23 protein-coding genes and 1 pseudogene are annotated in these 22713 nt (G+C 71.0%); 14 read left to right on the top strand and 10 right to left on the bottom strand.

What is annotated here, in order from left to right; all coding sequences use genetic code 11:
• The first annotated feature begins 228 nt into the window (after window positions 1-228).
• Window positions 229-474 (top strand): DUF1272 domain-containing protein, encoded by a 246-nt coding sequence (locus tag KSF81_RS11225; RefSeq protein WP_217379048.1) that lies wholly within the window; start codon window positions 229-231, stop codon window positions 472-474.
• 10 nt (window positions 475-484) lie between these two features.
• Here the strand turns inward: KSF81_RS11225 and KSF81_RS11220 are convergent, their stop codons facing one another.
• Window positions 485-1234, bottom strand: coding sequence for an SDR family NAD(P)-dependent oxidoreductase (locus tag KSF81_RS11220; protein ID WP_217379047.1), 750 nt, complete (start codon window positions 1232-1234; stop codon window positions 485-487).
• Window positions 1235-1319: 85 nt separating this feature from the next.
• Here KSF81_RS11220 and KSF81_RS11215 point away from each other — a divergent pair, with 85 nt between their 5' ends.
• Together KSF81_RS11215 and KSF81_RS11210 are read left to right on the top strand one after the other, a co-directional pair.
• Window positions 1320-2315, top strand: coding sequence for a cyclase family protein (locus KSF81_RS11215; protein WP_217379046.1), 996 nt, complete (start codon window positions 1320-1322; stop codon window positions 2313-2315).
• 79 nt (window positions 2316-2394) lie between these two features.
• Window positions 2395-3405 carry an NAD(P)-dependent oxidoreductase gene (locus tag KSF81_RS11210; RefSeq protein WP_309139541.1) on the top strand — a complete coding sequence of 337 codons (1011 nt, stop codon included), beginning with the start codon at window positions 2395-2397 and terminating at the stop codon, window positions 3403-3405.
• A 20-nt stretch (window positions 3406-3425) separates the two neighbouring features.
• On the opposite strand, the gene KSF81_RS11205 is transcribed toward KSF81_RS11210, so the two are convergent.
• A complete protein-coding gene (locus KSF81_RS11205) occupies window positions 3426-4865 on the bottom strand; it encodes an MATE family efflux transporter (protein WP_309139540.1) in 1440 nt (479 codons plus the stop codon).
• A 158-nt stretch (window positions 4866-5023) separates the two neighbouring features.
• On the opposite strand from KSF81_RS11205, the gene KSF81_RS11200 reads away from it, so the two are divergent.
• The 3 genes from KSF81_RS11200 (at window position 5024) to KSF81_RS11190 (ending at window position 7674) form a co-directional block, all read left to right on the top strand.
• Entirely contained in the window at window positions 5024-6079 is a 1056-nt protein-coding gene (locus KSF81_RS11200) for an alpha/beta hydrolase (RefSeq protein WP_217379044.1), read from the top strand.
• Window positions 6080-6445: 366 nt separating this feature from the next.
• Window positions 6446-7234 (top strand): tripartite tricarboxylate transporter substrate-binding protein, encoded by a 789-nt coding sequence (locus tag KSF81_RS11195; protein WP_309139539.1) that lies wholly within the window; start codon window positions 6446-6448, stop codon window positions 7232-7234.
• A 107-nt stretch (window positions 7235-7341) separates the two neighbouring features.
• Complete coding sequence (locus tag KSF81_RS11190; protein ID WP_217379042.1) at window positions 7342-7674, top strand: hypothetical protein; 333 nt, start codon at window positions 7342-7344, stop codon at window positions 7672-7674.
• 56 nt (window positions 7675-7730) lie between these two features.
• Here KSF81_RS11190 and KSF81_RS11185 read toward each other — a convergent pair whose 3' ends face one another.
• Window positions 7731-8405 (bottom strand): hypothetical protein, encoded by a 675-nt coding sequence (locus KSF81_RS11185; RefSeq protein ID WP_217379041.1) that lies wholly within the window; start codon window positions 8403-8405, stop codon window positions 7731-7733.
• A 378-nt stretch (window positions 8406-8783) separates the two neighbouring features.
• Between KSF81_RS11185 and KSF81_RS11180 the strand changes: the two genes are divergently transcribed.
• Window positions 8784-10496 carry a dihydroxy-acid dehydratase gene (locus KSF81_RS11180; RefSeq protein WP_254453466.1) on the top strand — a complete coding sequence of 571 codons (1713 nt, stop codon included), beginning with the start codon at window positions 8784-8786 and terminating at the stop codon, window positions 10494-10496.
• Between the two features lie 37 nt (window positions 10497-10533).
• Here the strand turns inward: KSF81_RS11180 and KSF81_RS11175 are convergent, their stop codons facing one another.
• The 5 genes and pseudogenes from KSF81_RS11175 to KSF81_RS11160 all read right to left on the bottom strand — a co-directional run bounded on the left by KSF81_RS11175 (window position 10534) and on the right by KSF81_RS11160 (window position 15221).
• Window positions 10534-11589: a 2-oxoacid:ferredoxin oxidoreductase subunit beta gene (locus KSF81_RS11175; RefSeq protein ID WP_217379039.1), complete on the bottom strand. Its 1056-nt coding sequence runs from the start codon at window positions 11587-11589 to the stop codon at window positions 10534-10536.
• Window positions 11586-13439, bottom strand: a complete 1854-nt coding sequence (locus KSF81_RS11170; protein WP_217379038.1) for a 2-oxoacid:acceptor oxidoreductase subunit alpha — start codon at window positions 13437-13439, stop codon at window positions 11586-11588. The genes KSF81_RS11175 and KSF81_RS11170 overlap by 4 nt, the downstream gene beginning before the upstream one ends.
• Complete coding sequence (locus KSF81_RS11165; RefSeq protein WP_217379037.1) at window positions 13411-14358, bottom strand: 4Fe-4S dicluster domain-containing protein; 948 nt, start codon at window positions 14356-14358, stop codon at window positions 13411-13413. Before KSF81_RS11165 ends, KSF81_RS11170 begins: the two co-directional genes overlap by 29 nt.
• A 109-nt stretch (window positions 14359-14467) precedes the next feature.
• Window positions 14468-14854, bottom strand: a pseudogene (locus KSF81_RS29510) (glutamate synthase); the annotation flags it as partial.
• Between the two features lie 85 nt (window positions 14855-14939).
• Entirely contained in the window at window positions 14940-15221 is a 282-nt protein-coding gene (locus tag KSF81_RS11160) for a hypothetical protein (RefSeq protein WP_217379036.1), read from the bottom strand.
• Between the two features lie 400 nt (window positions 15222-15621).
• On the opposite strand from KSF81_RS11160, the gene KSF81_RS11155 reads away from it, so the two are divergent.
• Window positions 15622-16635, top strand: a complete 1014-nt coding sequence (locus KSF81_RS11155) for a tripartite tricarboxylate transporter substrate binding protein (RefSeq protein ID WP_217379035.1) — start codon at window positions 15622-15624, stop codon at window positions 16633-16635.
• Between the two features lie 51 nt (window positions 16636-16686).
• Here KSF81_RS11155 and KSF81_RS31425 read toward each other — a convergent pair whose 3' ends face one another.
• Window positions 16687-16884, bottom strand: a complete 198-nt coding sequence (locus KSF81_RS31425; protein ID WP_217379034.1) for a 2-oxo acid dehydrogenase subunit E2 — start codon at window positions 16882-16884, stop codon at window positions 16687-16689.
• Window positions 16842-17429: a hypothetical protein gene (locus tag KSF81_RS31420; RefSeq protein WP_217379033.1), complete on the bottom strand. Its 588-nt coding sequence runs from the start codon at window positions 17427-17429 to the stop codon at window positions 16842-16844. Before KSF81_RS31420 ends, KSF81_RS31425 begins: the two co-directional genes overlap by 43 nt.
• Before the next feature lie 107 nt (window positions 17430-17536).
• Between KSF81_RS31420 and KSF81_RS11140 the strand changes: the two genes are divergently transcribed.
• The 6 genes from KSF81_RS11140 to hisD all read left to right on the top strand — a co-directional run bounded on the left by KSF81_RS11140 (window position 17537) and on the right by hisD (window position 22679).
• On the top strand, window positions 17537-18346 hold the full coding sequence (locus KSF81_RS11140; RefSeq protein WP_217379032.1) for an SDR family oxidoreductase: 810 nt from the start codon (window positions 17537-17539) through the stop codon (window positions 18344-18346).
• A 119-nt stretch (window positions 18347-18465) separates the two neighbouring features.
• Window positions 18466-18702 (top strand): hypothetical protein, encoded by a 237-nt coding sequence (locus KSF81_RS11135; RefSeq protein WP_217381874.1) that lies wholly within the window; start codon window positions 18466-18468, stop codon window positions 18700-18702.
• Between the two features lie 87 nt (window positions 18703-18789).
• Entirely contained in the window at window positions 18790-19344 is a 555-nt protein-coding gene (dcd, locus tag KSF81_RS11130) for a dCTP deaminase (protein WP_217379031.1), read from the top strand.
• 12 nt (window positions 19345-19356) lie between these two features.
• Window positions 19357-20616, top strand: coding sequence for a UDP-N-acetylglucosamine 1-carboxyvinyltransferase (murA, locus tag KSF81_RS11125; protein WP_217379030.1), 1260 nt, complete (start codon window positions 19357-19359; stop codon window positions 20614-20616).
• A gap of 63 nt (window positions 20617-20679) precedes the next feature.
• Window positions 20680-21381 carry an ATP phosphoribosyltransferase gene (gene hisG, locus KSF81_RS11120; RefSeq protein WP_217379029.1) on the top strand — a complete coding sequence of 234 codons (702 nt, stop codon included), beginning with the start codon at window positions 20680-20682 and terminating at the stop codon, window positions 21379-21381.
• Window positions 21378-22679 carry a histidinol dehydrogenase gene (gene hisD / locus KSF81_RS11115; RefSeq protein WP_217379028.1) on the top strand — a complete coding sequence of 434 codons (1302 nt, stop codon included), beginning with the start codon at window positions 21378-21380 and terminating at the stop codon, window positions 22677-22679. The genes hisG and hisD overlap by 4 nt, the downstream gene beginning before the upstream one ends.
• Window positions 22680-22713 lie beyond the last annotated feature (34 nt).

Genomic DNA, 22713 nt, shown 5'->3' with positions numbered 1-22713 from the left:
GACCGGCAGTGCGCGGATCGCGGGAACCGCGATGAAGGCGGCGCTGGAGTTCCGGCGCCGCCTCTGCGCATTGGCCCGGGAAGGCAGGCATTGCGGCAGATGCGCAACAAGCCGCGCATCCGAACCGCCGGATGCGGAGCCACTGCTCCAGCAAAGCCGGGCAAGTCCAATCAGCTATTGACCTTCCGGCCGGCCGGCGCCGACCCTGGCGGAAACGGGAGGCCCACCATGCTCGAACTCCGCCCCTGCTGCGAATGCTGCGGCACCGACCTGCCGCCCGAGAGCCTGGAGGCGCGCATCTGCTCCTATGAATGCACCTTCTGCCGCGGCTGCGCGGAGGGGGTGCTGGCCGGGCGCTGTCCGAATTGCACGGGCGAGCTGGTGCGGCGGCCGGTGCGCCCGGCGGAGCGGCTGGCGAAGCATCCGGCCAGCACGCTGCGGAAGGTGAAGCCGCAGGGCTGCGTGGCGGCCTGACCGCGGGCCGTCAGGCCGTGATGCCGCCATCCACATGCAGGCACTGGCCGGTGATGTAGCCCGCCCCCGGCGAGGCCAGGAAGGCGATCGCCGCCGCCAGGTCCTCCGGCGTGCCGAGCCGGGCGAGTGGGATGCGCGCCAGGGTCTGCTCCCATTGCTGCGGCGCGAGCGCGGCATGCGCGCCGGGGTCCTTGCGCGTATAGCCGGGCACCACGGCATTCACCGTGACCGCCGGCGCCCATTCGATCGCCAACGCCCGCACCAGCGCCTCCATCGCGGCCTTGGCGGCGGCGGAGGCGGGGAAGGTCGGCGTATCCGTGCGGAAGACATGCGCCACGAAGGAGGAGACCGCGATCAGCCGCGGCGCCGCCCCCGCCCGCAGATGCGGATGCGCGGCGCGGGCCAGGCGGAGGAAGGCCAGCGCGATGGTCTCGTGGCTTTGCGCGAAACCCGCATCGGAGAGCTGCGCCACCGGCGTGCGGTCGGCGAAGCCGGCATTGGAGACCAGCACGTCCAGCCCGCCCAATGTCGCGACCGCCGCCTCCACCAGCCTGGCGGCCGCCTCCGGCTGCAGCAGGTCGGCGAGCAGGACATGCGCCTCGCCGCCGCGTTCCCGCACCGCGGCGGCGGTGCGCTCGGCACCCTCGCGATTGCTGCGCGTATGCACCAGGATGGCGGTCCCCGGTGCGGCGAGGGCGCGGCAGGTGGCGGCGCCGATGCCACTGGCCGCGCCGGTCACCGCGATTTTCCGTGCTGTCATCCGTCTCCCCTTCCCCCGCGCCCCATGCCAGGATGTTCCCGCGGCAGGGATCGCCGCCAATCAGCATAGCATCCGGGAGAACAGCATGAAGACCTTGTCGCGCCGCGGCCTGTTCGGGGCTGCCGGCTGCCTCGCCTGCGGGGGAGCGCATCTCGGCCTGACCGCCACGCCGGTGCAGGCGCAAGGCGCCGCAGGCTGGAGCCCGCCCGCGGCAGCGCAGCGCTGCCCCTCGCGCTGGGGGCCGAACGACCGCCGCGGCGCCATGAACCTGATGACGCCGGAGCGGGCGAAGCGCGCCGCCGGCCTGATCCGCACCGGCGAGATCGTGGAACTCGGGCATGTGCTGGCGCAGGACATGCCCTTCTTCGGCACCCGCCGCTTCGACGTGCACCTGAAGCGCACCTTCATGAACCCGGAGGCCAACCGGCGCGGCTCGAACGAGGAGCTGGTCGTCACCGAGATCGGCCAGGTCGGCACCCAGCTCGACGCCTTCCCGCACCAGAATATCGGCGACGAGGCCTATAACTGCGTCAACGTTCCTTCCATCACCAGCCGTGGCGGCTTCACCGAAATGGGCGTGGATACGGTGGGCACCATCTTCACCCGCGGCGTGATGCTGGATATCGCGGCGCTGAAGGGCGTGCCGGTGCTGGGCGACGACTACGAGATCACAGTGGCCGATATCGAGCAGGCGCAGCAGCGCCAGAACATCCGGGTCGAGGAAGCGGATGCGGTGATCTTCCACACCGGCTGGGGCACGCTCTGGGCACGCGACAATGCCCGCTATGTCCGCAGTTGCCCTGGCATTGGCGTGGCGGCCGCGGAATGGGTGATCCAGCGCAACCCGATCCTGATGGGCGCTGATAATTGGCCGGTGGAATGCGCGCCCAGCAAGACCATGCCGGGCGCCTCGCTGCCGGTGCACCAGATCGCGCTGGTGGTGAATGGAGTGCACCTGCTGGAGAACATGAAGCTGGATGTGCTGGCACAGCGCCGCCAGTCCGAATTCGCGCTGATGGTGCAGCCGCTGAAGATCAAGGGCGGCACCGGCAGCACGGTGGCGCCCTCGGCGCTGTTCTGAGATGGCAGGCGGGGGCGGGTTGCGCCCGCCCCCGCCTGCCCGCATCCTCCGCCCCCTGACGTGCAGGGGGGGATTTGGCGTGACGCTGACGGTGCTCGAGCCCGAGGGGCTCTATGCGGATACGGCGCTGGAGCAGGGGATTCTCGGCCCCGGCGTGCGCATCCTGCAGGGCAATGCGAAATCCAGCCTGGCCGAACTGCCGGATTCGCTGCTGGCCGAGGTGGACGGGCTGATGACCCTCCGCATGGCGGTGCCGGCCGAGCAGATCGCGCGCTTCCCGAAGCTGAAGGTCGTGGTGCGGATGGGCGTCGGCTATGACCGGGTGGACCGCGCCGCCTGCGCGGAGCGCGGCATCACCGTCTGCAACCTGCCGGATTACGGCACGCAGGAGGTGGCGGAATTCGCCCTGCTGCTGGCGCTGTCGCTGCGGCGCGGGCTGATGCTCTATCACGATACCCAGCGTGGCCCCGACCCCGCCCCCTGGGGCGTGCGGCCCTCGCCGCTGGTGCGCCGGCAGGAGGTGCAGACCTTCGGCATCCTGGGCCTCGGCCGCATCGGCACCGCGGCGGCGCTTCGGGCCAAGGCGCTCGGCTATCGCGTGGTGTTCCACGACCCCTATCTGCCGAATGGCTATGACCGTGCCGTGGGCATCCAGCGCGCCCGCACGCTGGAGGAATTGCTGCGGCAATCCGATGTGCTCTCCATCCATGCGCCGCTCACCCGCGGCACGCGCGGGCTGATCGGCGAGCGGGAGCTGCGGCTACTGCCGCCCAATGCCGTGGTGGTGAATACGGCGCGCGGCCCGATCCTGGATATCGACGCGCTGGAGCGCTGCCTGCGCGACGGCCACCTGGCGGGCGCCGGGCTCGACGTGATCCCGGAGGAGCCGCCGCGCGAGCCCGTTCCCGCCCTGCTCCGCGCCTATCGCGCGCGGGAGGAATGGCTGACCGGCCGGCTGGTGATCACGCCGCATATCGCCTTCCATTCGCCGGAGGCCTGGCAGGACATCCGGGTGAAGGGCGTGGAGACCATGCGCGACGTGCTGGTGGAGGGGAAGCGCACCAACGTCATCCCGCCGGAGAGCGACTGAGCCACGCTTGCGCCGGCGATTCACGCCCCGGGTGTTTCCACCCGGGCCGATCGCAGGCTGGCGCCCGCCAGCCGGCGCCAGCGCAGCAGCAGCAGCCCGGCGACCAGCGCCAGCCCCGCGGCCAGGCCGATCCAGATGCCGGTGGCGCCGAGGCCGAGCGGGAAGCCGAGCACCAGGCCGAGCGGCAGGCCAAGCCCCCAATAACCCGCCGCGGCCAGCAGCATCGGCACGCGCGTGTCCTTCAGCCCGCGCAACGCGCCCGCCGCCACCACCTGCACGCCATCGGCCAGTTGGAACAGCCCGGCGATCACCAGCAGCATTGCGCCGGCGGCAGCCACTGCCGGCGCGCCGGGATCCATGGCATTCAGGAACAGCCAGGGCAGCGCCTCGGCGCCCAGCACCAGCAGCCCCGCCATCGCCGCCATGAAGCCGGCGCCGATGACGATCGCGACCCGCCCGGCCCGCTCCGCGCCGGCCGCATCGCCGGCCCCGGCCGCGAGCCCGACCCGCGCGGTGGCCGCCTGGCCGATGCCCATCGGCACCATGAAGGTGGTGGTCGCCATCTGCACCGCGATGGCATGCGCCGCCACCGCCACCGCGCCGAGCCAGCCCATCACCAGCGCCGCCGTGGCAAACAGCCCGATCTCCAGCCACATCTGCCCGGCGATGGGCAGGCCGATGCGGAACACCTCGCGGAAGCGCAGCCAGTCCGGCCGCCAGAGGTGCCCGAGCAGGCGGAAGCGGCGCAGTTGTCGGTCCCGCCGGATGGCCAGCAGCAGCGCCGCCAGCATGAACAGGTTGGCCAGCGTGCTCGCCAGCCCCGCCCCGACCAGGCCGAGCCGCGGCGCGCCCCAGCCACCCAGGATCAGCAGCCAGCCGAGCAGCGCATTCACCGCCAATCCGGCCAGCGAGACCCAGAGCGCCGCCTCCGGCCGCTCCATCGCCGCCAGGAAGCCGCGCAGCACCACGAAGGTGCCGAACAGCGGCAGCCCCCACATCAGCGCCAGGATGTAGTCGCCAGCGAGCCTGGCCAACCCGGGCTCCTGCCCGAGCGCCAGCAGCAGCGCTTCCGCATGCCACAGCACCGCCCAGACCGGCAGGGTGAGCAGCGCCACCGCCCAGAGCGCCTGGCGGGCGCTGCGGCGCATCTCCCGTATCCAGCCGCGCCGCGGCGCGTCGGTGCGCCGCCCCGCGCCGCGCGCCTGCGCCAGCATCGGCGCCGCCGCCTGCGCCAGGCCGAACAGCGGCGCCAGCAACGCCCAATAGAGATTGACCCCGAGGGTCGCCGCCGCCAGCGCCTCGGTCCCCAGCCGCCCCAGCAGCAGCGTATCGGTCAGCAGCAGGGCGATCTGCGAAAGATTGGTCAGCGCGATCGGCCAGGCGAGGCCGAGCATCGCCCGCGCTTCCACCCGCCAGGGCGCAACGGCACGGAGCCGCGCCGCTGCGCCAATGGCGGGCACGCCCTCCCCGGTTCCATCCATGCGCCCCCTGTAGCAGAAGCGGCCCACCGCCGCTCTCCGCTTGCCCGTGCCCGGGCAGGCCGCCCGAAGCACGCCGGGCGTTTCCGCCCGGGGCCGGTTGGATTAGCCTGCGGCCCCAAGCCTCCAGGGAAGACGCCATGCAACGTCGCGCACTGCTCGCCGCCCCGGCCATCGCCGGCCCGCTCCTCGCCGCCGGACCTGCCGTGGCCCAGGGGGCGGGCCAGGCCACGCCGCAGATCGTGACCGAGGAGCACATGGTGCCCTCCGGCGATGCCGGGATCGAGCTGTTCCTCCGCAACAAGCGGCCGGAAACGCTGAACGCCTTCACCCCCGGCCGCAGCCTGCTGATGGTGCATGGCGCCACCTATCCGGCGCATACCGCCTTCGACCTGCCGCTCGGCGGCCTGTCCTGGATGGACTACATCGCCGGCCGCGGCTTCGATGTTTGGTGCATGGATATCCGCGGCTATGGCCGCAGCACCCGGCCGCCGGAGATGGCGCAGCCGCCCGAGGCCAATCCCCCGGTGGCACGGGGCGAGACGGCGGTGGCCGATATCGGCGCCGCCGCCGCCTTCATCCGGGAGCGGCGGGGGCTGCCGCGGCTGACCCAGCTCGGCTATTCCTGGGGCACCGCGCTGATGGGCCGCTTCGCCGCCGACAATCCGGCGCTGGTGGAGCGGCTGGTGCTCTACGCCCCGGTCTGGCTGCGGCAGACGCCGAGCCTGGCCGATCCCGGCGGGCAGCTTGGCGCCTATCGCCTGGTCACGATGGAGGCGGCGCGGCGGCGGCGCGGCGCCGGCGTGCCGGAGGGCAAGCGCGAGGGCCTGGTCCCGCCCGGCTGGTTCGAGCACTGGTCCGGCGTGACCTGGGCCACCGACCCCGATGCCATGCGCCGCAACCCGCCGGCGCTGCGCGCGCCCAATGGCTCGGTCGCCGATGGGCGCGAATACTGGGGCGCCGGCAAGCCCTTCTTCGATCCCGCGAAGATCACCGCGCCGACCCTGCTGGTGCTCGGGGAATGGGACCAGGACACGCCGCCCTATATGGCGAACACGCTGTTCCCGCTGCTGGCCAACTCGCCCGGCAAGCGCCTGGTGATCCTGGGTGAGGGCACGCATGGCATGTGGATGGAGCGCAACCGCGGCGCCCTGTTCCAGGCGGTGCAGGTCTTCCTGGAGGAAGCGGCGGCGTAGGCCGCGATCGCCCGAGGTGGAAGCACCGAGGGCGTGAATCGCCGATAAGGGTCTGGGCCCGGTTGCCGCCACGCCGCGCGGCATCGCATGCTCCCCGCCAAGGCGCCGCCCGATCCGGGCAAGGCGCCGCTTGCGAGGGAGGAACCACGCCCATGCCAAGGCCCCTGCCACGGCGCAGCCTGCTGCCGGCCATCCCCTGCGCCCTGGCGCTGCTCGCGGCCGGCCCGGCCCTCGGGCAGGCCGCCACGGCGCCATGGGAGCCGGACCGGCCGATCCGCATCATCGTCGCCTTCCCGCCGGGCGGTTCCACCGATGTGGTGTCGCGCATGATCGCCGAGCAGCTCTCCCCCCGCGCTGCGCCAGCCGGTGGTGGTGGAGAACCGCTCCGGCGCCTCCGGCATGATCGGCACCGAGGTGGCAGCCCGCGCCGCGCCGGATGGCAGCACCCTGCTGATGGGCTCCTCCGGCACGCAGAGCATCAATGTCAGCCTGTTTCCCTCCATCCCCTATGACCCGGTGCGCGGTTTCGCGCCGGTGATCCTCACCGTGGTCTATCCGATGCTGATGGTGACGCCGACCAACCGCGCGCCCGGCACGGTGGCGGAGTTCATTGCCCATGCGCGGGCCAGCCAGGGGCGGCTGAACTACTGCTCCATCGGCACCGGCCAGCCCTCGCATCTGGCGGGCGAGTTGTTCAAGTCCATGGCGGGCATCGAGATGACGCATGTGCCCTATCGCGGCAGCGCGCCCGCGGTGACGGCGGCGATCGCCGGCGAATGCGACGTGCTGTTCGACAGCGCGCTCTCCTCCGGCCCACAGGTGCGGGGCGGGCGGCTGCGGGCGCTGGCGGTCACCACAACGAGCCGCGTCGGCTCCTGGCCGGACCTGCCGACCATCGCGGAAAGCGGCCTGGCCGGCTATGACGCCTATACCTGGACCGCGCTCTACGCCCCCGCCGGCACGCCGGCCCCGGTGGTGGCACGGCTGAATGCCGAGGTCGGGCGCATCCTGGCCTCGCCGCGCTTCCAGGAGACGATGGCGGCGCAAGGGGCGGTGCCGGGCGGCGGCAGCCCGGAGGATCTGGCCCGCTTCACCGCCAGCGAGATCGCCAAATGGGCGGCGGTGATCCGCGCCGGGGACATCAAGCCGGATTAGCGAGAGGTCTTCACAATTATTCAACCTGGAATGTGGAAAACCTGCGGCTGGAACGATAGCTTGTGCCACGGCCCGGCCCGGGCCGCATGAGAAAGGATTCTGCCCGCATGGCCCGCACCCGCCGCCTCACCATCCTTGCCGCGCTCGCCGGCCTTGCCCTGACCAGCGGCCTGGCGGAGGCGCAGACCAACGACCCCTCCTTCCGGCTGACCAACAACAGCCCGACGACGATCAACGAGATCTACGTCTCCTCCGCCACCGTGAACGAATGGGGCGCCGACCGGCTGGGCGACCGCACCCTCGCTTCCGGCGCCACCTATGTGCTGCGCCTGCCGGCCGGGCAATGCGTGAACGATATCCGCGTGGTCTATGACAATGGCCAGGCATCGGAGCGGCGGCGGGTGAATACCTGCAGCATCACCGACCTGGTCTTTCCCTGAGGCGTAGGATCCGGGGCGGCCCGATCACCGGATAAGGCCGCCCCAGGTCCGCAGCCTTAATCCACCGCGAAGCAGTAGAGCAGGCCGGCGCCGCCGGAACTCCGCAACGCCTCCTGGCTGCAGCCCCGCGAGGGATGCGAGGCGTTCCAGGACCGCGAGGGCTCGTCATCCCGCAGGCCCTCGCGGTCATGATGCCCGACCATGGCGGCACCCTCCGCGCCGCTCCGCGTCCAATTGCCGCAGGTGCGGTCCTCGCTGCCCGCGAAGGCGGTGCCATCCGGCTGCGAGCCGGTGAGGATGTCATGCGTATTGGGCTGCTGACGGCGGCCGTTCACCGGCTCGCCCCGCTCGTTCACCGCGGTTTGCAGGGTGAGGTTGTTGCTGCCGTGCAGTTCCGCCACGTCGCGCGCGATCACCACGCCATTCGCATTCCGCCAGGGCCCGCGGCCGATCCGGTCCCGGGCATTGACGGCGGGCGTGCCACCGGAAGCGCTGGTGCTGAGATAGGCGTGCCAGGTCCGCCTGCCGGCGCCGGCCGCCTGCGCCAGCGACTGGCAATGAGCATCCGCCCCCGCCAGCCCGCCGAGATCGGCGCCCTTGCCGGAGCCGGTGCTGGTGACGAAGAAACTCATCTCGGCGGGATTGGCCTGCTGCGCCCATGCCCCACGGCCAAGCCCGAGGCACAACAGCGCCGCCGGCGCCAGAAGCGAAAACCGCATCGCCTGGTTCATCACGCCCTCCCCTTGCCGGTCAGGCCGGGCGCAATCGCCACAGCCCCTTCTCCGCCGACCGATCCTGCACCAGTTGCGCCACCTGGCGGTTGCTCCTGTCCATCATCATCAGGTGACAATTGCCGGGGCGGCCGCGAGAAGGGCAGCAGGCAGCCCGAGGCACGGCATCGAACGGAACCTGCCGAGGACCCCTGCCGTTACGCCAAGGCATGCCGCGGCAGCCAGCGCCGGCCGTGCCGCGGTTGACAGCCCCCGCCCTGCCCGCCCAGCTATGCCGTGACGTCCAAGGGGAACCCGCCATGGCCGGTAGTGACCAGACCAAGAAGAGCTTCCAGGCTGCGCAGCCAGCGTTGGTTCGACGACCCGGAAGACCCGGGCATGACCGCGCTCTATGTCGAACGCTTCCTGAATTTCGGCCTGACCCGGGGCGAGTTGCAATCGGGCCGGCCGATCATCGGCATCGCCCAGACCGGTAGCGACATCGCGCCCTGCAACCGCCATCATCTGGCGCTGGCCGAGCGGGTGAAGGCCGGCATCCGCGATGCCGGCGGCATCCCGCTGGAATTCCCGATCCACCCGATCCAGGAAACCGGCAAGCGGCCGACCGCGGCGCTGGACCGCAACCTCGCCTATCTCAGCCTGGTCGAGGTGCTGCATGGCTACCCGATCGACGGCGTGGTGCTGACCACCGGCTGCGACAAGACCACCCCGGCCTGCCTGATGGGCGCCGCCACGGTGAACATCCCGGCCATCGTGCTCTCCGGCGGGCCGATGCTGGACGGGCACTACCAGGGCCGCCTCACCGGCAGCGGCACCATCGTCTGGGAGGCGCGCAAGCTGCTGGCCGAGGGCAAGCTGGACTACAACGGCTTCATGGACATGGTGGCGAGCTCCTCCACCAGCGTCGGCCACTGCAACACCATGGGCACGGCGCTCTCCATGAACAGCCTGGCGGAGGCGCTGGGCATGTCGCTCCCCGGCTGCGCCGCCATCCCCGCCGCCTATCGGGAGCGCGGACAGATGGCCCATGCCACCGGCCGGCGCATCGTGGAGATGGTGCAGGACAATCTCCGCCCGAGCGATGTCATGACCCGCGCCGCCTTCGAGAACGCGATCGTGCTGGCCAGCGCCATTGGCGCCAGCACCAATTGCCCGCCGCATATCATCGCAATTGCCCGCCATATGGGCGTGGAGCTGAAGATCGAGGATTGGGAGGGCATCGGCCATGACATCCCGCTGCTGGTCGACTGCCAGCCCGCCGGCCGCTTCCTGGGCGAGGGTTTCTACAATGCCGGCGGCGTGCCGGCGGTGATGCGGGAACTGCTGGGCGCCGGAAAGCTGCACGGCGAGGCGCTGACGGTGAATGGCCGCACGGTGGCGCAGAACGTCGCCGAATTGCCGGAGCCGGACCGCGAGGTGATCCGCGCCTATGTCCGGCCGATGAAGGAGCATGGCGGCTTTGCCATCCTCTCCGGCAACATCTTCGATAATGCGGTGATGAAGGTGAGCGTCATCGACCGCGCCTTCCACGAGCGCTTCCTCTCCCATCCCGAGGGCGTCTTCGAGGGCAAGGTGGTGGTTTTCGAGGGGCCGGAGGACTACCACGACCGCATCGAGGATCCCTCCCTCGGCATCGACGAGCATACCGTGCTGGTCATCCGCAATTGCGGGCCGATCGGCTATCCTGGCAGCGCCGAGGTGGTGAACATGCAACCGCCGGCGGCGCTGCTGAAAGCAGGCATCGACACGCTGCCCACCATGGGCGACGGACGGCAGAGCGGCACCTCGGGCAGCCCCTCCATCCTCAACATCTCACCGGAGGCGGCGGTGGGCGGCGGCCTGGCGCTGCTGAAATCGGGCGACCCGATCCGCATCGACCTCAATACGCGCAAGGTGGATGTGCTGATCCCGGCGGCGGAGCTGGCGGCGCGCCGCGCGGCCTGGACGCCGCCGAAGCTCCTGAACAAGACCCCCTGGGAGGAGATCCAGCGCAGCATGATCGGCCAGCTCGGCACCGGCGCCTGCCTGGAGCCGGCGACGCTCTACATCAACATCCTGGAGACGCGGGGCGAGAGCCGGCACAACCACTGAGGCGGGCGCTGGCAGGGCGCCCCATGCGCGCGCCCTGTCAGCGCAGCCCGGCATTCACTCGCGCCAGGGCCGCGGCGCCGGGGCAGAGTGCCGCGTCGTCCAGCCGGTTCAGCGGCAGCGCCACCGTATTCTGGCTGGCATGCAGGTCCGAGGGCTCGGGATCCACATAGAGCAGCCCGGTCACGATCTCCCCCGCCGCCTTCCGCTCCTGCAGATAGTTCATGGCGGCAACGCGGTCGGTGGGGTCGTAGTCGCTGTGCAGCTTGCGCAGCCGCAGCACAGAGCCGTCATGCTGCACCACGTCGCGCAGTTCGCCCGGCCCATAGGCGGTGGTGATCGGGGCGCGGCCGAGGATCACATCCAGCCGGTTCACCGCCTCGTTGTGCTCGCGCACGAAGTCGTAGCTCTTGGTGGAGCCTTCGTGGTTGTTGAAGGCGACGCAGGGGCTGATGCAGTCGATGAAGGCGGCGCCGCCATGCCGGATGGCGCCCTTGATGAGCGGCACAAGCTGATCCTTGTCGCCCGAGAAGCCGCGGCCGACATAGGTGGCGCCGAGTTGCAGCGCCATGCCCACCAGGTCGATCGGCTCATCGGCGTTGATGGTGCCCTTCTTCGCCTTGGACCCCTTGTCGGAGGTCGCGGAGAACTGCCCCTTGGTCAGCCCATAGACCCCGTTGTTCTCGACGATATAGGTCATGTTCACGCCGCGCCGCAGGCTATGCGCGAACTGGCCGAGGCCGATCGAGGCGCTGTCGCCGTCGCCCGAGACGCCGAGGTAGATCAGCTCCCGGTTCGCCAGGTTGGCGCCCGTCAGCACCGAAGGCATGCGCCCATGCACGGAATTGAAGCCGTGGCTGGCGCCGAGGAAATAATCCGGCGTCTTCGAGGAACAGCCGATGCCCGACATCTTCGCCACGCGATGCGGCTCGATGTCGAGGTCGAAACAGGCCTGGATGATGGCGGCGCTGATCGAATCATGGCCGCAGCCGGCGCAGAGCGTGCTGATCGCCCCCTCATAGTCGCGGCGGGTGAAGCCGAGCGCATTGGTCGGCAGCTTCGGGTGGTGCAGCTTGGGCTTGGGCAGGAAGCTCATGGCGCGGCCTTCCGCATGGGCACGACGTTCAGCACCGGCGCCTTGTCGGCGATCGCCGCATGGATGAAGCGCGCGGTGATGGGCGTGCCGTCGTAATGGAGGATGGGGACCAGGCGGGCGGCGTCGATACCGCCCTCGGTCATCAGCAGGGTGCGCAACTGCGCGTCGCGGTTCTGCTCGACCACGAAGACCTTGTCGTGGCGGGCGATGAAATCCAGCACGTCGTCGTGGAAGGGGAAGGCGCGGATGCGCAGCGCATCGAGATGCACGCCCTCCGCCTCCAGTGCCGCCAGCGCCTCGGTCATCGCCGCCGAGGAGGAGCCGTAATAGAGCACCCCGGCCCGGGCCGGCTGCGCCGCGGGGCGCTCCACCGGGCGCGGCACATGCGCCTTGGCGGTCTCGAATTTGCGCAGCAGGCGCTGCATGTTGTCGACATAGGCGGCGCCCTGCTCGGTGTATTTCGCGAAGCGGTCGCGCGAGGTGCCGCGGGTGAAGAAGGCGCCCTTGGAGGGATGCGTGCCGGGATAGGTGCGGTAGGGCACGCCGTCGCCATCCGCATCCAGGTAGCGGCCGAAGACCTGGCCGGCCTCCAGCTCCTCCGCCGTCATCACCTTGCCGCGGTCCATCCGGCGGCTGTCGTCCCAGGCGAAGGGCTCGCAAAGCCAGTCATTCATGCCGATATCGAGGTCGAGCAGCACGAAGACCGGCTGCTGGAAACGGTCGGCCAGGTCGAAAGCCTGCGCGCCCATCTCGAAGCATTCGCGCGGGTCCTCGGGGAACAGCACGAGATGCTTGGTGTCGCCATGGCTGGCATAGGCGGCGGCCAGCACGTCGGATTGCTGGGTGCGCGTCGGCATGCCGGTGCTGGGGCCGGCGCGCTGCACGTCGAAGATCACCGAGGGGATCTCGGCGAAATAGGAAAGCCCCACGAATTCCTGCATCAGGGAGATGCCGGGGCCGGAGGTGGCGGTGAAGGCCCGCGCGCCGTTCCAGGAAGCGCCGATCACCATGCCGATGGAGGCCAGCTCATCCTCCGCCTGCACGATGGCGTAGCGCTTCCGGCCGGTTTCCGGCTCCGTGCGGAAGCGCTTGCAGTAGCGCTCGAACCCTTCGGCCAGCGAAGTGGAGGGGGTAATGGGATACCAGGCGCAGACAGTGGCGCCGCCATAGACGGCGCCGAGCCCGGCGGCGCTATTGCCATCCACATAGATACGGTCGCCGACCTTGTCCGAGGGCGCGAGCCGCAGCCCGATCGGGCATTCGAGATTGGCCAGCGCCCAGTCGCGGCCCATGTGGAAGGCGTCCTGGTTCGACTTCGCCAGGCGCTCCTTGCCCTTGAACTGCTCGGTGAGCAGCGTCTCGATCACCTTCGGCTCGATCTGCAGCAGGGCCGAGAGCGCGCCGACATAGATGATGTTCTTGAACAATTGCCGCTGCCGCGAATCCGTATAGGCGGCGTTGCACATCTGGGTCAGCGGCACGCCGATGACATTGATGTCGGCCCGGAATTTCGACTGCGGAAGGGGCTTGGTGGAATCGTAGAAGAGGTAGCCGCCCGGATCGATCTCGGCGACGTCGCGGTCCCAGGTCTGCGGATTCATCGCCACCATCAGGTCCACGCCGCCGCGCCGGCCGAGATGGCCCTCGCCGCTGACCCGCACCTCGAACCAGGTCGGCAGGCCCTGGATGTTGGAGGGGAAGATGTTGCGCGAGGCGATGGGGATGCCCATGCGCAGGATCGACTTGGCGAAGAGCTGGTTGGCGCTCGCCGAGCCGGACCCGTTCACATTGGCGAATTGACGACGAAGTCGTTCGTCGCGCTTATCGGCTGCGGCATGCGTGCCCACCATTTCCGTTCAGATAGGTCTTTGCTGACTCCAGCAGGAATTTCTGCATGTCCCAGGCGCCTGTGGGGCAGCGTTCCGCGCACATGCCGCAATGCAGGCAGACATCCTCGTCCTTCACCATGACACGGCCGGTCTTGAGTCCGTCCATGACATAGAGGTCCTGCGTCAGGTTCTCCGCCGGCGCCTTCAGCCGCTGGCGCAGTTCCCCCTCCTCGCCATTCTCGGTGAAGGTGATGCAATCCACCGGGCAGATATCGACGCAGGCATCGCATTCGATGCAGAGCGAGGTGGTGAAGACCGTCTGCACATCGCAATTCAGGCAGCGCTGTGCCTCCTTGAAGCCAAGCTCCCGGTCGAAGCCCAGCTCCACCTCGGCCTTGATGTCGCGCAGCGAGACCGAGGGGTCGCGATGCGGCACCTTGTAGCGGAGATCGAGCGAGACGCCGTTGTCGTAGCTCCACTCATGGATGCCCATCTTCTGGCCGGACATCACCACCAGCGGCGGCGGCCGCTGCGTCACGTCCTCGCCACGGCAGAAGCGGTCGATCGAGACCGCCGCCTCATGCCCATGCGCCACTGCCCAGATGATGTTCTTCGGCCCGAAGGCGGCATCACCGCCGAAGAACACATTGGGGATGCTGGACTGGAAACTGGCCTCGTCCAGCTTCGGCAGGCCCCAGCGGTCGAATTCCAGCCCGATGTCGCGCTCGATCCAGGGGAAGGAATTCTCCTGGCCGATCGCCACCAGGATATCGTCGCATTCGATATGCACCGGCTCCTCGCCGGTCGGGACCAATTGGCGCCGGCCCCTGGCGTCGTATTCGGCCCTGACCTTGTCGAAGAGCATGCCGGTCAGGCGGCCATCCTCGTGCAGCACCTCCTTCGGCACCAGGAAGTTCAGGATCGGGATGCCCTCGGCCATGGCATCCTCCTTCTCCCAGGGGGGAGGCCTTCATTTCCTCGAAGCCGGAGCGCACCACCACCGTCACCGCCTCGCCGCCGAGGCGGCGGGCGGAGCGGCAGCAGTCCATGGCGGTATTGCCGCCGCCGAGCACGATCACCCGCCGGCCGATCCGCTCGATATGGCCGAAGGAGACGGAGGAGAGCCAGTCGATGCCGATATGGATATTGGCCGCGGCCTCCACCCGGCCTGGCACGTCCAGGTCGCGGCCACGCGGCGCGCCGCAGCCGACGAAGACGGCGTCATAGCCCTCGGCCAGCAGTCCCTTCAGGCTCTCCACCCACTGGCCGTAATGCGTCACCACGCCGCCGCGGTCGGTGATGTAGCCGACCTCCTCGTCGATCACCTCCTCCGGCAGGCGGAAGCGCGGGATCTGGCTGCGGATGAAGCCGCCGCCCTTCGCCTCGCCATCGAAGACATGCACCTCGTAGCCGAGCGGCGCGAGGTCCCGCGCCACCGTCAGGCTGGCCGGGCCGGCGCCGATGCAGGCGATGCGCCTGCCGTTGCGCTCCGCCGGGATCGGTGTCAGGCGGGCGCGGATGTCATCCTTGTTGTCCGCCGCCACGCGCTTCAGGCGGCAGATCGCCACCGGCTCCTCCTCCACCCTGCCGCGCCGGCAGGCGGGCTCCGCAGGGGCGGTCGCAGGTGCGGCCGAGGATCCCCGGGAAGACGTTGGAGTGCCAGTTGACCATATAGGCGTCGGAATACCGCCCGGCCGAGATCAGCCGGATGTATTCGGGCACCGGCGTATGGGCCGGGCAGGCCCATTGGCAGTCCACGACCTTGTGGAAATAGTCGGGGTTGGTGGCGTCGGTCGGCTTCAATCGAGCGGTTCCGTGCATCGGGTGATGGCCAGCGCCAGGGCTGTCAAAGCCAGGGCTGTCAAAGATGGTGACTCGGCGCGCCGGGCCCAATCCCGGCGCTGCCCGGATGAGGGCAGGCGCGGCGGGTGGGACCTCGAAGGGTCCCGTCCATGGCTCCGGCGGTCACGGCGACCGCGTTATCCATTCCCCGTTTTCTCCCTGCCCGGCTTCGGGCCGGGGAAGCTTGCCCCAACCCCGGCAGCGCCGCAACGGACCCCCTGTAATCTTCGCGTTCTCCGCAATATTGCGGTGTTGCAGCGCACAAGGGCGGGACGTCAGACACCGCCCCTGGCCTTGCCATCTCCGGCCAGCGATCATGGCCCTCATCCGGCCGGCAGAGCCGGGCACGGAGGACAGGTTCATGGCAACAACCCGTCGCGCCGCAGGCGCGCCAACAACCCGTCGTGCCTTCGTCGCACTGGCCGCGCCCGGCCTGGCGCTGCTGCGGCCCGCGCCGGCCCGCGCCGCCTGGCCGGAGCGGCCGATCCGGGTGATCGTCCCCTTCACCGCCGGAGGCAATACCGATGTCATGGCCCGGCTGGTGGCGGAACCCATGGCGGCGCGGCTCGGCCGGCCGCTGGTGGTGGAGAACCGGCCGGGCGGCGGCGGCACCATCGGCGCCGAGGCGGTGGCACGGGCGCAGCCGGATGGCTACACGGTGCTGCTCGGCTCCGGCGGGACGCTCACCGCCAATCCGGTGCTCCAGGCGCGGCTGCCCTATGACGCGGAGCGGGACTTCCGGCCGGTCGGGCTGATCGGCAAGGTGCCGCTGGTGCTGGTCGCCGGGCCGCGGCTGCGGCAGGAGGACTGGCCGGCGGTGCAGGCCGCGGCGCGGGCGCAGCCGGGCGGCATCGCCATAGCCTCGCCCGGCACCGGCAGCGTCGGGCATCTGGCGCTGGAGCTGCTGATGCAGGCCACCGGTGCCCGCTTCACCCATGTGCCCTATCGCGGCGGCGGCGCGCTGGTGCCGGACCTCATCGCCGGCAATGTCGATGCGGCGATCCTGGAGCTCACCACCGCCCTGCCGCTGCACCAGGACGGCAAGGCGCGCATCCTGGCGGTGGCCGCCACGACGCGCTGGCCGCAACTGCCCGGAATCCCGAGCTTCATCGAGGCGGGCGTCCTCGGCTTCACCGCCACCAGCTATGGCGGGATGATGCTGCCCGCCCGCACCCCGGACGAGGTGGCCGGCGCGCTGCAAACCGCCCTGGCCGCGACCCTGGCCGAACCCGCGGTGCAGGCGCGGCTGGCTTCGCTCGGCGCCGTGGCGGCCAGCGGGGCGGAGGTGACGCCGGCGGGTTTTGCGGAGTTCCTGCGCGAGGAATTGGCGCGGGCCAGACATGCCGCCGAACTGGCCGGGCTGAAGCCGGAGTGATGCCGCGTTGAGATCGAGCGGCTCGGCACCCTGGAAAGTCAGGTGGGATAGCTACGCCGCCAGCCCCCGCAGCTCCTCCAGCACCGGGCCCTGGAGCATCCGCTCCAGCGCCTGCACCGCCTGCGCCGCCAGGGCGCCGTCCAGCACGCGATGGTCGAAGCCGAGATGGATATCGACCATCCCATCCGCCCCGATCGGCCCGTAATTCAGGAAGCTGGTCCAGGGCGCCACCACCGAGGTGATGGCCACGCGCTGCGACCCCAGCACCGAGAGCCCGAAACTGCCGAAGTAATCGGTACCTGCCGCCCGAGATTGAGGCCGAGCCAGAGCACGGCCCGCCGCAGCGGCCAGGGCAGCCGGGCCAGGCGCAGCGCCAGGCGGTAATCCTTCACGCTCTCGATCGGCGCCGTCTTGGCCTCGGCGATGCGCGCCTGCAGGGCCGGCAGCGGCATCGCGGCCGGATCCTTGATGCGGCCGAAGAACAGCGCCGCCTCGCCGCGCCATTCGCGCTCCACGATGATGCAGGCGACGCTGGCCGGCGTTTCGTGGAAATGCGGCCAGGGCAGCTTCACATAGGCCCGCCGCAGCGCCGGCAGCTCCCGCGCCGCCAGGGCATGCGCCTTGGCGAAGAGCGCCGGCCAGGAGGGGCGCGGCGCCGCCGCCGCCCGCGCCACCGCCACCGCCGCGACATCGATGCGGCCATGCACGGTACCGCGCGGCGAGCCCTGCGCCAGATAGGAGAAATCGGTGATGAGCCGGCGCGGCAGGGAGATCGGAATCCACCGCCCCTTCACGCCTGCCTGCCCCTGCCGCCATTCCGTGCCCGTTGCATCATGCCCCCGGATAGCGCTGGCCGCCGCCGGTTGCCATCCCCGCCGCGCGGCCCGAGACTCTCGCCGGCATGACCAAACCACCCGCATCCTGGCCAGCGGCCGGCCGCCCCGCCATCGTCGTGACCGGCGCCTCCTCCGGCATCGGCGCCGAATTGGCCCGGGTGGCGGCGCGGGAGGGGTTGGACCTGGTGCTGGTGGCCCGCTCCGCCCCGCCAATGCAGGCCCTGGCAGCGGAGCTTCGGGCAGGGGGCATGCCGGCGCATGTGGTGCCGCTCGACCTCGCCTCGCCGACCGCACCCGCCGCGCTGGGGGCGGCGCTGGCGGCGCGGGGCCTCCATTGCGAGGTGCTGGTGAACAATGCCGGCTATGCGCTGCTCGGCCCCTTCGCCGGGCTCGATGCGGCGGCGCAGCTTGGCATCGTCGACCTCAACCTCCGCGCCGCGACGGCGCTCGCCCTGGCCGCCCTGCCGGGAATGCTGGCGCGCGGCCGGGGCGGGGTGCTGAATGTCGGCTCCACCGCCGGCTTCCTGCCGGGGCCGAACATGGCGGTCTATTACGCCAGCAAGGCCTATCTGCGCTCGCTCTCGGAGGCGCTCTGGGCCGAGGCAAGGGGCAGCGGCGTCGCCATCTCCTGCCTTTGCCCGGGGCCGGTGCGCACGCCTTTCCTGGCGCGGGCCGGCATCGGCCGGGCGCGGCTGTTCCGCCTGCTGCCCAAGGCGGCGGCGCGGCAGGTGGCGGAGCGCGGCTGGCGGGGCTTCCGGCGCGGCCGGCGGATCATCCTGCCGGACCCGCTCAGTTGGCTGACGGCCAGGGCGGTGCCGCTGCTGCCCCGCGCCCTGCTGCTGCCGCTGGTCCGGCGCTGGCAGCGGCCGCGGTAGGGGCGGGTCCGTCCCGCGGGCCGGCACCCCTCGGCCCGGCCGGGCCTTGACGGCGAGGCTCGCCGCGGAGAGATCAGGCGTCAGGCCCGCCCCGGCACGGCGGGGGAGAAGCAACCACCATGGCGCAGCCCCCTGGCGACCCTCCGGCACCCAAGCCCGGCTCCGCCCGGGCGGCGCGCGAGGCGCGGCTGGCTGCGGCGCTCCGGGCCAATCTGCGCCGGCGCAAGGCCCAGGCCCGGGCACGGGAGGCGCCACCCCCCGGCCCGCCGCAGACGACGCCGGAAGCCGACCCGCCCGCCACCGGCCCCGACCCCGACCCCGACCCGGCGGTTGCCCCGCCGCGACGGCTGGGCTAGAGGGGCGGCCCATCCGGGGTGCCGTGGCCCGGGGCCTGCCAGGCCCGGCGGTGCCGCCACGCCCCGCATCGCCGAAGGCCCACCGCCATGCCCATCATGTCCGACCATTGGATCCGCCGGATGGCGGCGGAACACGGCATGATCGAGCCCTTCGTGGAAAGCCAGCGGCGGGAGGGCACGATCTCCTTCGGCCTCTCCTCCTATGGTTATGACGCCAGGGTGGCGGACCAGTTCAAGGTCTTCACCAATGTGGACAATGCCCTGGTGGACCCGAAGAATTTCTCGGAAGCCGGCTTCGTCACAAGGCAGGGCGAGACCTGCATCGTGCCGCCCAATTCCTTCGTGCTGGCGCATACGATCGAGTATTTCCGCATCCCGCGCGACATCCTGGTGATCTGCCTCGGCAAATCCACCTATGCCCGCTGCGGGCTGATCGTGAACGTCACTCCCCTGGAGCCGGAATGGGAGGGGCAGGTGACGATCGAGATCTCCAACACCACCCCCCTCCCCGCCCGCATCTATGCCAATGAGGGCATCTGCCAGTTCCTGTTCCTGAAGGGCGAGAGCCCGCCCGAGGTCAGCTATGCCGACCGGGCCGGGAAATACATGCACCAGCGCGGCGTCGCGCTGCCGAAGCTCTAGGGGGCGCAGGCCATGGACCGCATCCGCATCCGCGGCGGCCGGCCGCTGGAGGGCACCATCCCGATCAGCGGCGCCAAGAACGCCACCCTGCCGCTGATGGCCGCCGCCCTGCTCTCGGACGGGCCGCTGGTGCTGCGGAACGCCCCGGACCTCGCCGATATCGCCACCATGGGCAGCCTGCTGGAACAGCACGGGCTGGCGGTCGAGCATGACCGGGTGGCGCGCAGCCTCACCCTCTCCGGCAATGCCACCAACCTGGAGGCGCCCTACGACCTGGTGCGGAAGATGCGCGCCTCGGTCCTGGTGCTGGGGCCGCTGGTGGCGCGGCACGGGCGGGCGCGGGTCTCGCTGCCGGGCGGCTGCGCCATCGGCACCCGGCCGGTGGACATCCACCTCAAGGGGCTGGAGCAGATGGGGGCGGAGATCACCCTCGATGCCGGCTATATCGAGGCGGCGGCGCCGCGGGGCCTCAAGGGCGCCCGCATCCTATTTCCCCAGGTCTCGGTCGGCGCCACCGAGAACCTGCTGATGGCGGCCTGCCTCGCCGAGGGCGAGACCCAACTCATCAATGCCGCGCGCGAGCCGGAGATCGAGGACCTGGCGCGCTGCCTGATTGCCATGGGCGCCCAGATCGAGGGGGTGGGCACCGACCGGCTGGTGGTGGAGGGCGTCGGCAGCCTCGGCGCCGCGACGCATGGCATCGTGCCGGACCGGATCGAGGCCGGCACCTATGCCTGCGCCGCCGCCATCACCGGCGGCTCGGTGCTGCTGCAGGGCGCGCGGGCCGAGCATCTCGGCGCCGTGGCCCGCACGCTCCGCGAGGCCGGGGTGGAGGTGGAGGCCGTGGGCGAGGATCTCCGCATCACCCGCCGCGACGGGTTGCAGGGCGTCGATGTGATGACCGAGCCCTTCCCCGGCTTCGCCACCGACATGCAGGCGCAGTTCATGGCCTTGATGGCGGTGGCCGAGGGCGCGGCGATGGTCACCGAGACCATCTTCGAGAACCGCTTCATGCATGTGCCGGAGCTGAACCGGATGGGCGCGCGCATCAATGTGCATGGCGCCTCGGCCATCGTGCGCGGGGTGCCGCGGCTCTCCGGGGCGCCGGTGATGGCGACCGACCTCCGCGCCTCGGTCTCCCTGATCCTGGCCGGGCTGGCGGCGGAGGGCGAGACCATCGTCAACCGCGTCTACCACCTCGACCGCGGCTATGAGCGGGTGGAGGCGAAGCTGGCGGCGGTGGGTGCCGATATCGAGAGGCTGCCCGCCTGACATGAACCAGCCTGACATGAAACTGTGCGTTTTCCAGGCCCCGGCCCGGTGCTAAGGCATCCCATGGACCTGCCTGTTGCCACTCCCTTTGCCACGGCGCCGGCCGATGCCGGGACCGTGGTGCTCGCGGTTCCCAAGGGCCGCATCCTCTCCGAACTCGGCCCCCTGCTGGCCCGCGCCGGCATCCATCCGGCGGCCGACTACAGCGATGAGGACAGCCGGCGGCTGCGCTTCGAAACCGCCGATCCGGCGCTCGATGTGGTGCGTGTCCGTCCCTTCGATGTCGCCACCTTCGTGGCCCATGGCGCGGCGCAGATCGGGGTCTGCGGCGCCGATGTGCTGATGGAATTCGACTACCCCGAGATCTACGCGCCGCTCGATCTCGGCATCGGCGGCTGCCGGGTCTCGGTGGCGGAGCCGGTGGCGACCGCGGGGGCGGATGACCCCAGCCGCTGGTCGCGGGTGGCGGTGGCAACCAAGTATCCCAACATCGCGCACCGGCATTTCGCCGCGCGCGGCGTGCAGGCGGAGATCGTGCACCTGAACGGCGCGATGGAACTGGCGCCCTCGCTCGGCCTCTCGCGGCTGATCGTGGACCTCGTGCAGACCGGCAGCACCTTGAAGGCCAATGGGCTGGTGGAGACCGAGGTGATCGCCCGCGTCACGTCCCGCCTCATCATCAACCGCACCGCGCTCAAGACCCGGCCGGAGGTGATCGGCGCCTGGCTCGCCCGCTTCCGTGCCGCCTTGGCGGCCAGCCCGTGAGGCGGCTCGCCACCAGCGATCCGGGCTTCGAAGCCGCCTTCCGGGCGCTGCTGGACCTGGCGCGGGACACCACGGCGCGGGTCGATGCGGCGGTGGCGGAGATCATCGCCGCGGTGCGCGCCGGCGGCGACGCGGCATTGCTCGACCTCACCGCGCGCTTCGATGGCGCGGCCCCGGCCGATGCCGCCGGGCTGCGCGTGACCGAAGCCGAGATTGCGGCCGCCACCGCCGGCATCGCGCCCGACCTGCTGGCGGCGCTCGATCTCGCGGCGACGCGGATCGAGCGTTTCCATGCGGCGCAGATGCCGCGTGACCTCACCATGCCGGACCCGGCCGGCCTGACCCTCGGTATGCGCTGGACGGCGCTGGATGCGGTCGGGCTCTATGTGCCGGGCGGCAAGGCGGCCTATCCCTCCTCCGTGCTGATGAATGCGCTGCCGGCCCGGGTCGCCGGGGTGGCGCGGATCGCGATCTGCGTGCCGGCCCCAGGCGGCCAACTCAACCCGCTGGTGCTGGCGGCGGCGCGGCGGGCGGGGGTGGACGAGATCTACCGCATCGGCGGCGCGCAGGCAGTGGCGGCGCTGGCCTTCGGCACGGCGAGCATCGCCCCGGTGGACCGCATCGTCGGCCCCGGCAATGCCTATGTGGCCGAGGCCAAGCGCCAGGTCTTCGGCCAGGTGGGCATCGACAGCATCGCCGGCCCCTCCGAGGTGGTGGTGCTGGCCGATGCCGCGAATGACCCGCGCCATGTCGCCATGGACCTGCTGGCCCAGGCCGAGCACGACGAAAGCGCGCAATCCATCCTCATCACCGATGACCCCGGCTTCGCCGATGCCGTGGCGCGGGCGGTGGAGGCGGCGCTCTGCGACCTGCCCCGCCGGGCCATCGCCGGCGAGAGCTGGCGGCGGAACGGGGCGGTGATCCTGGTGCGGGACTGGGCGGAGGCGGTGGCGCTCACCAACCGGCTGGCGCCGGAGCACCTGCAGATCATGCTGCCCGATCCGGCCGCGGTCTTCGGCCAGGTGCGCCATGCCGGCGCCGCCTTCCTCGGCCGCTGGTGCCCGGAGGCGCTGGGGGATTACGTGGCGGGGCCGAACCATGTGCTGCCCACCGGCCGCACCGCCCGCTTCGCCTCCGGCCTCTCGGTCTTCGACTTCCTCAAGCGCACCACCTGGGTGGAGGCGAGCGAGGCCGGCCTTGCCGCCATCGGCCCGGTCGCGGTGGCGCTGGCCGGGGCCGAGGGGCTGGATGCGCATGGGCGCAGCGTGGCGCTGCGGCTGCCCGGCGCCCCTCCCTGACCCCCTATCCTTGACCCGGAACAGGCGCGCGATC

Source organism: Siccirubricoccus sp. G192 (genome assembly GCF_019084075.1).
In the GTDB taxonomy this organism is placed as follows: Bacteria; Pseudomonadota; Alphaproteobacteria; order Acetobacterales; family Acetobacteraceae; genus G192.
The sequence above is the reverse complement of the archived record's forward strand: the minus strand, read 5'-3'. Positions and strand labels throughout refer to the sequence as shown.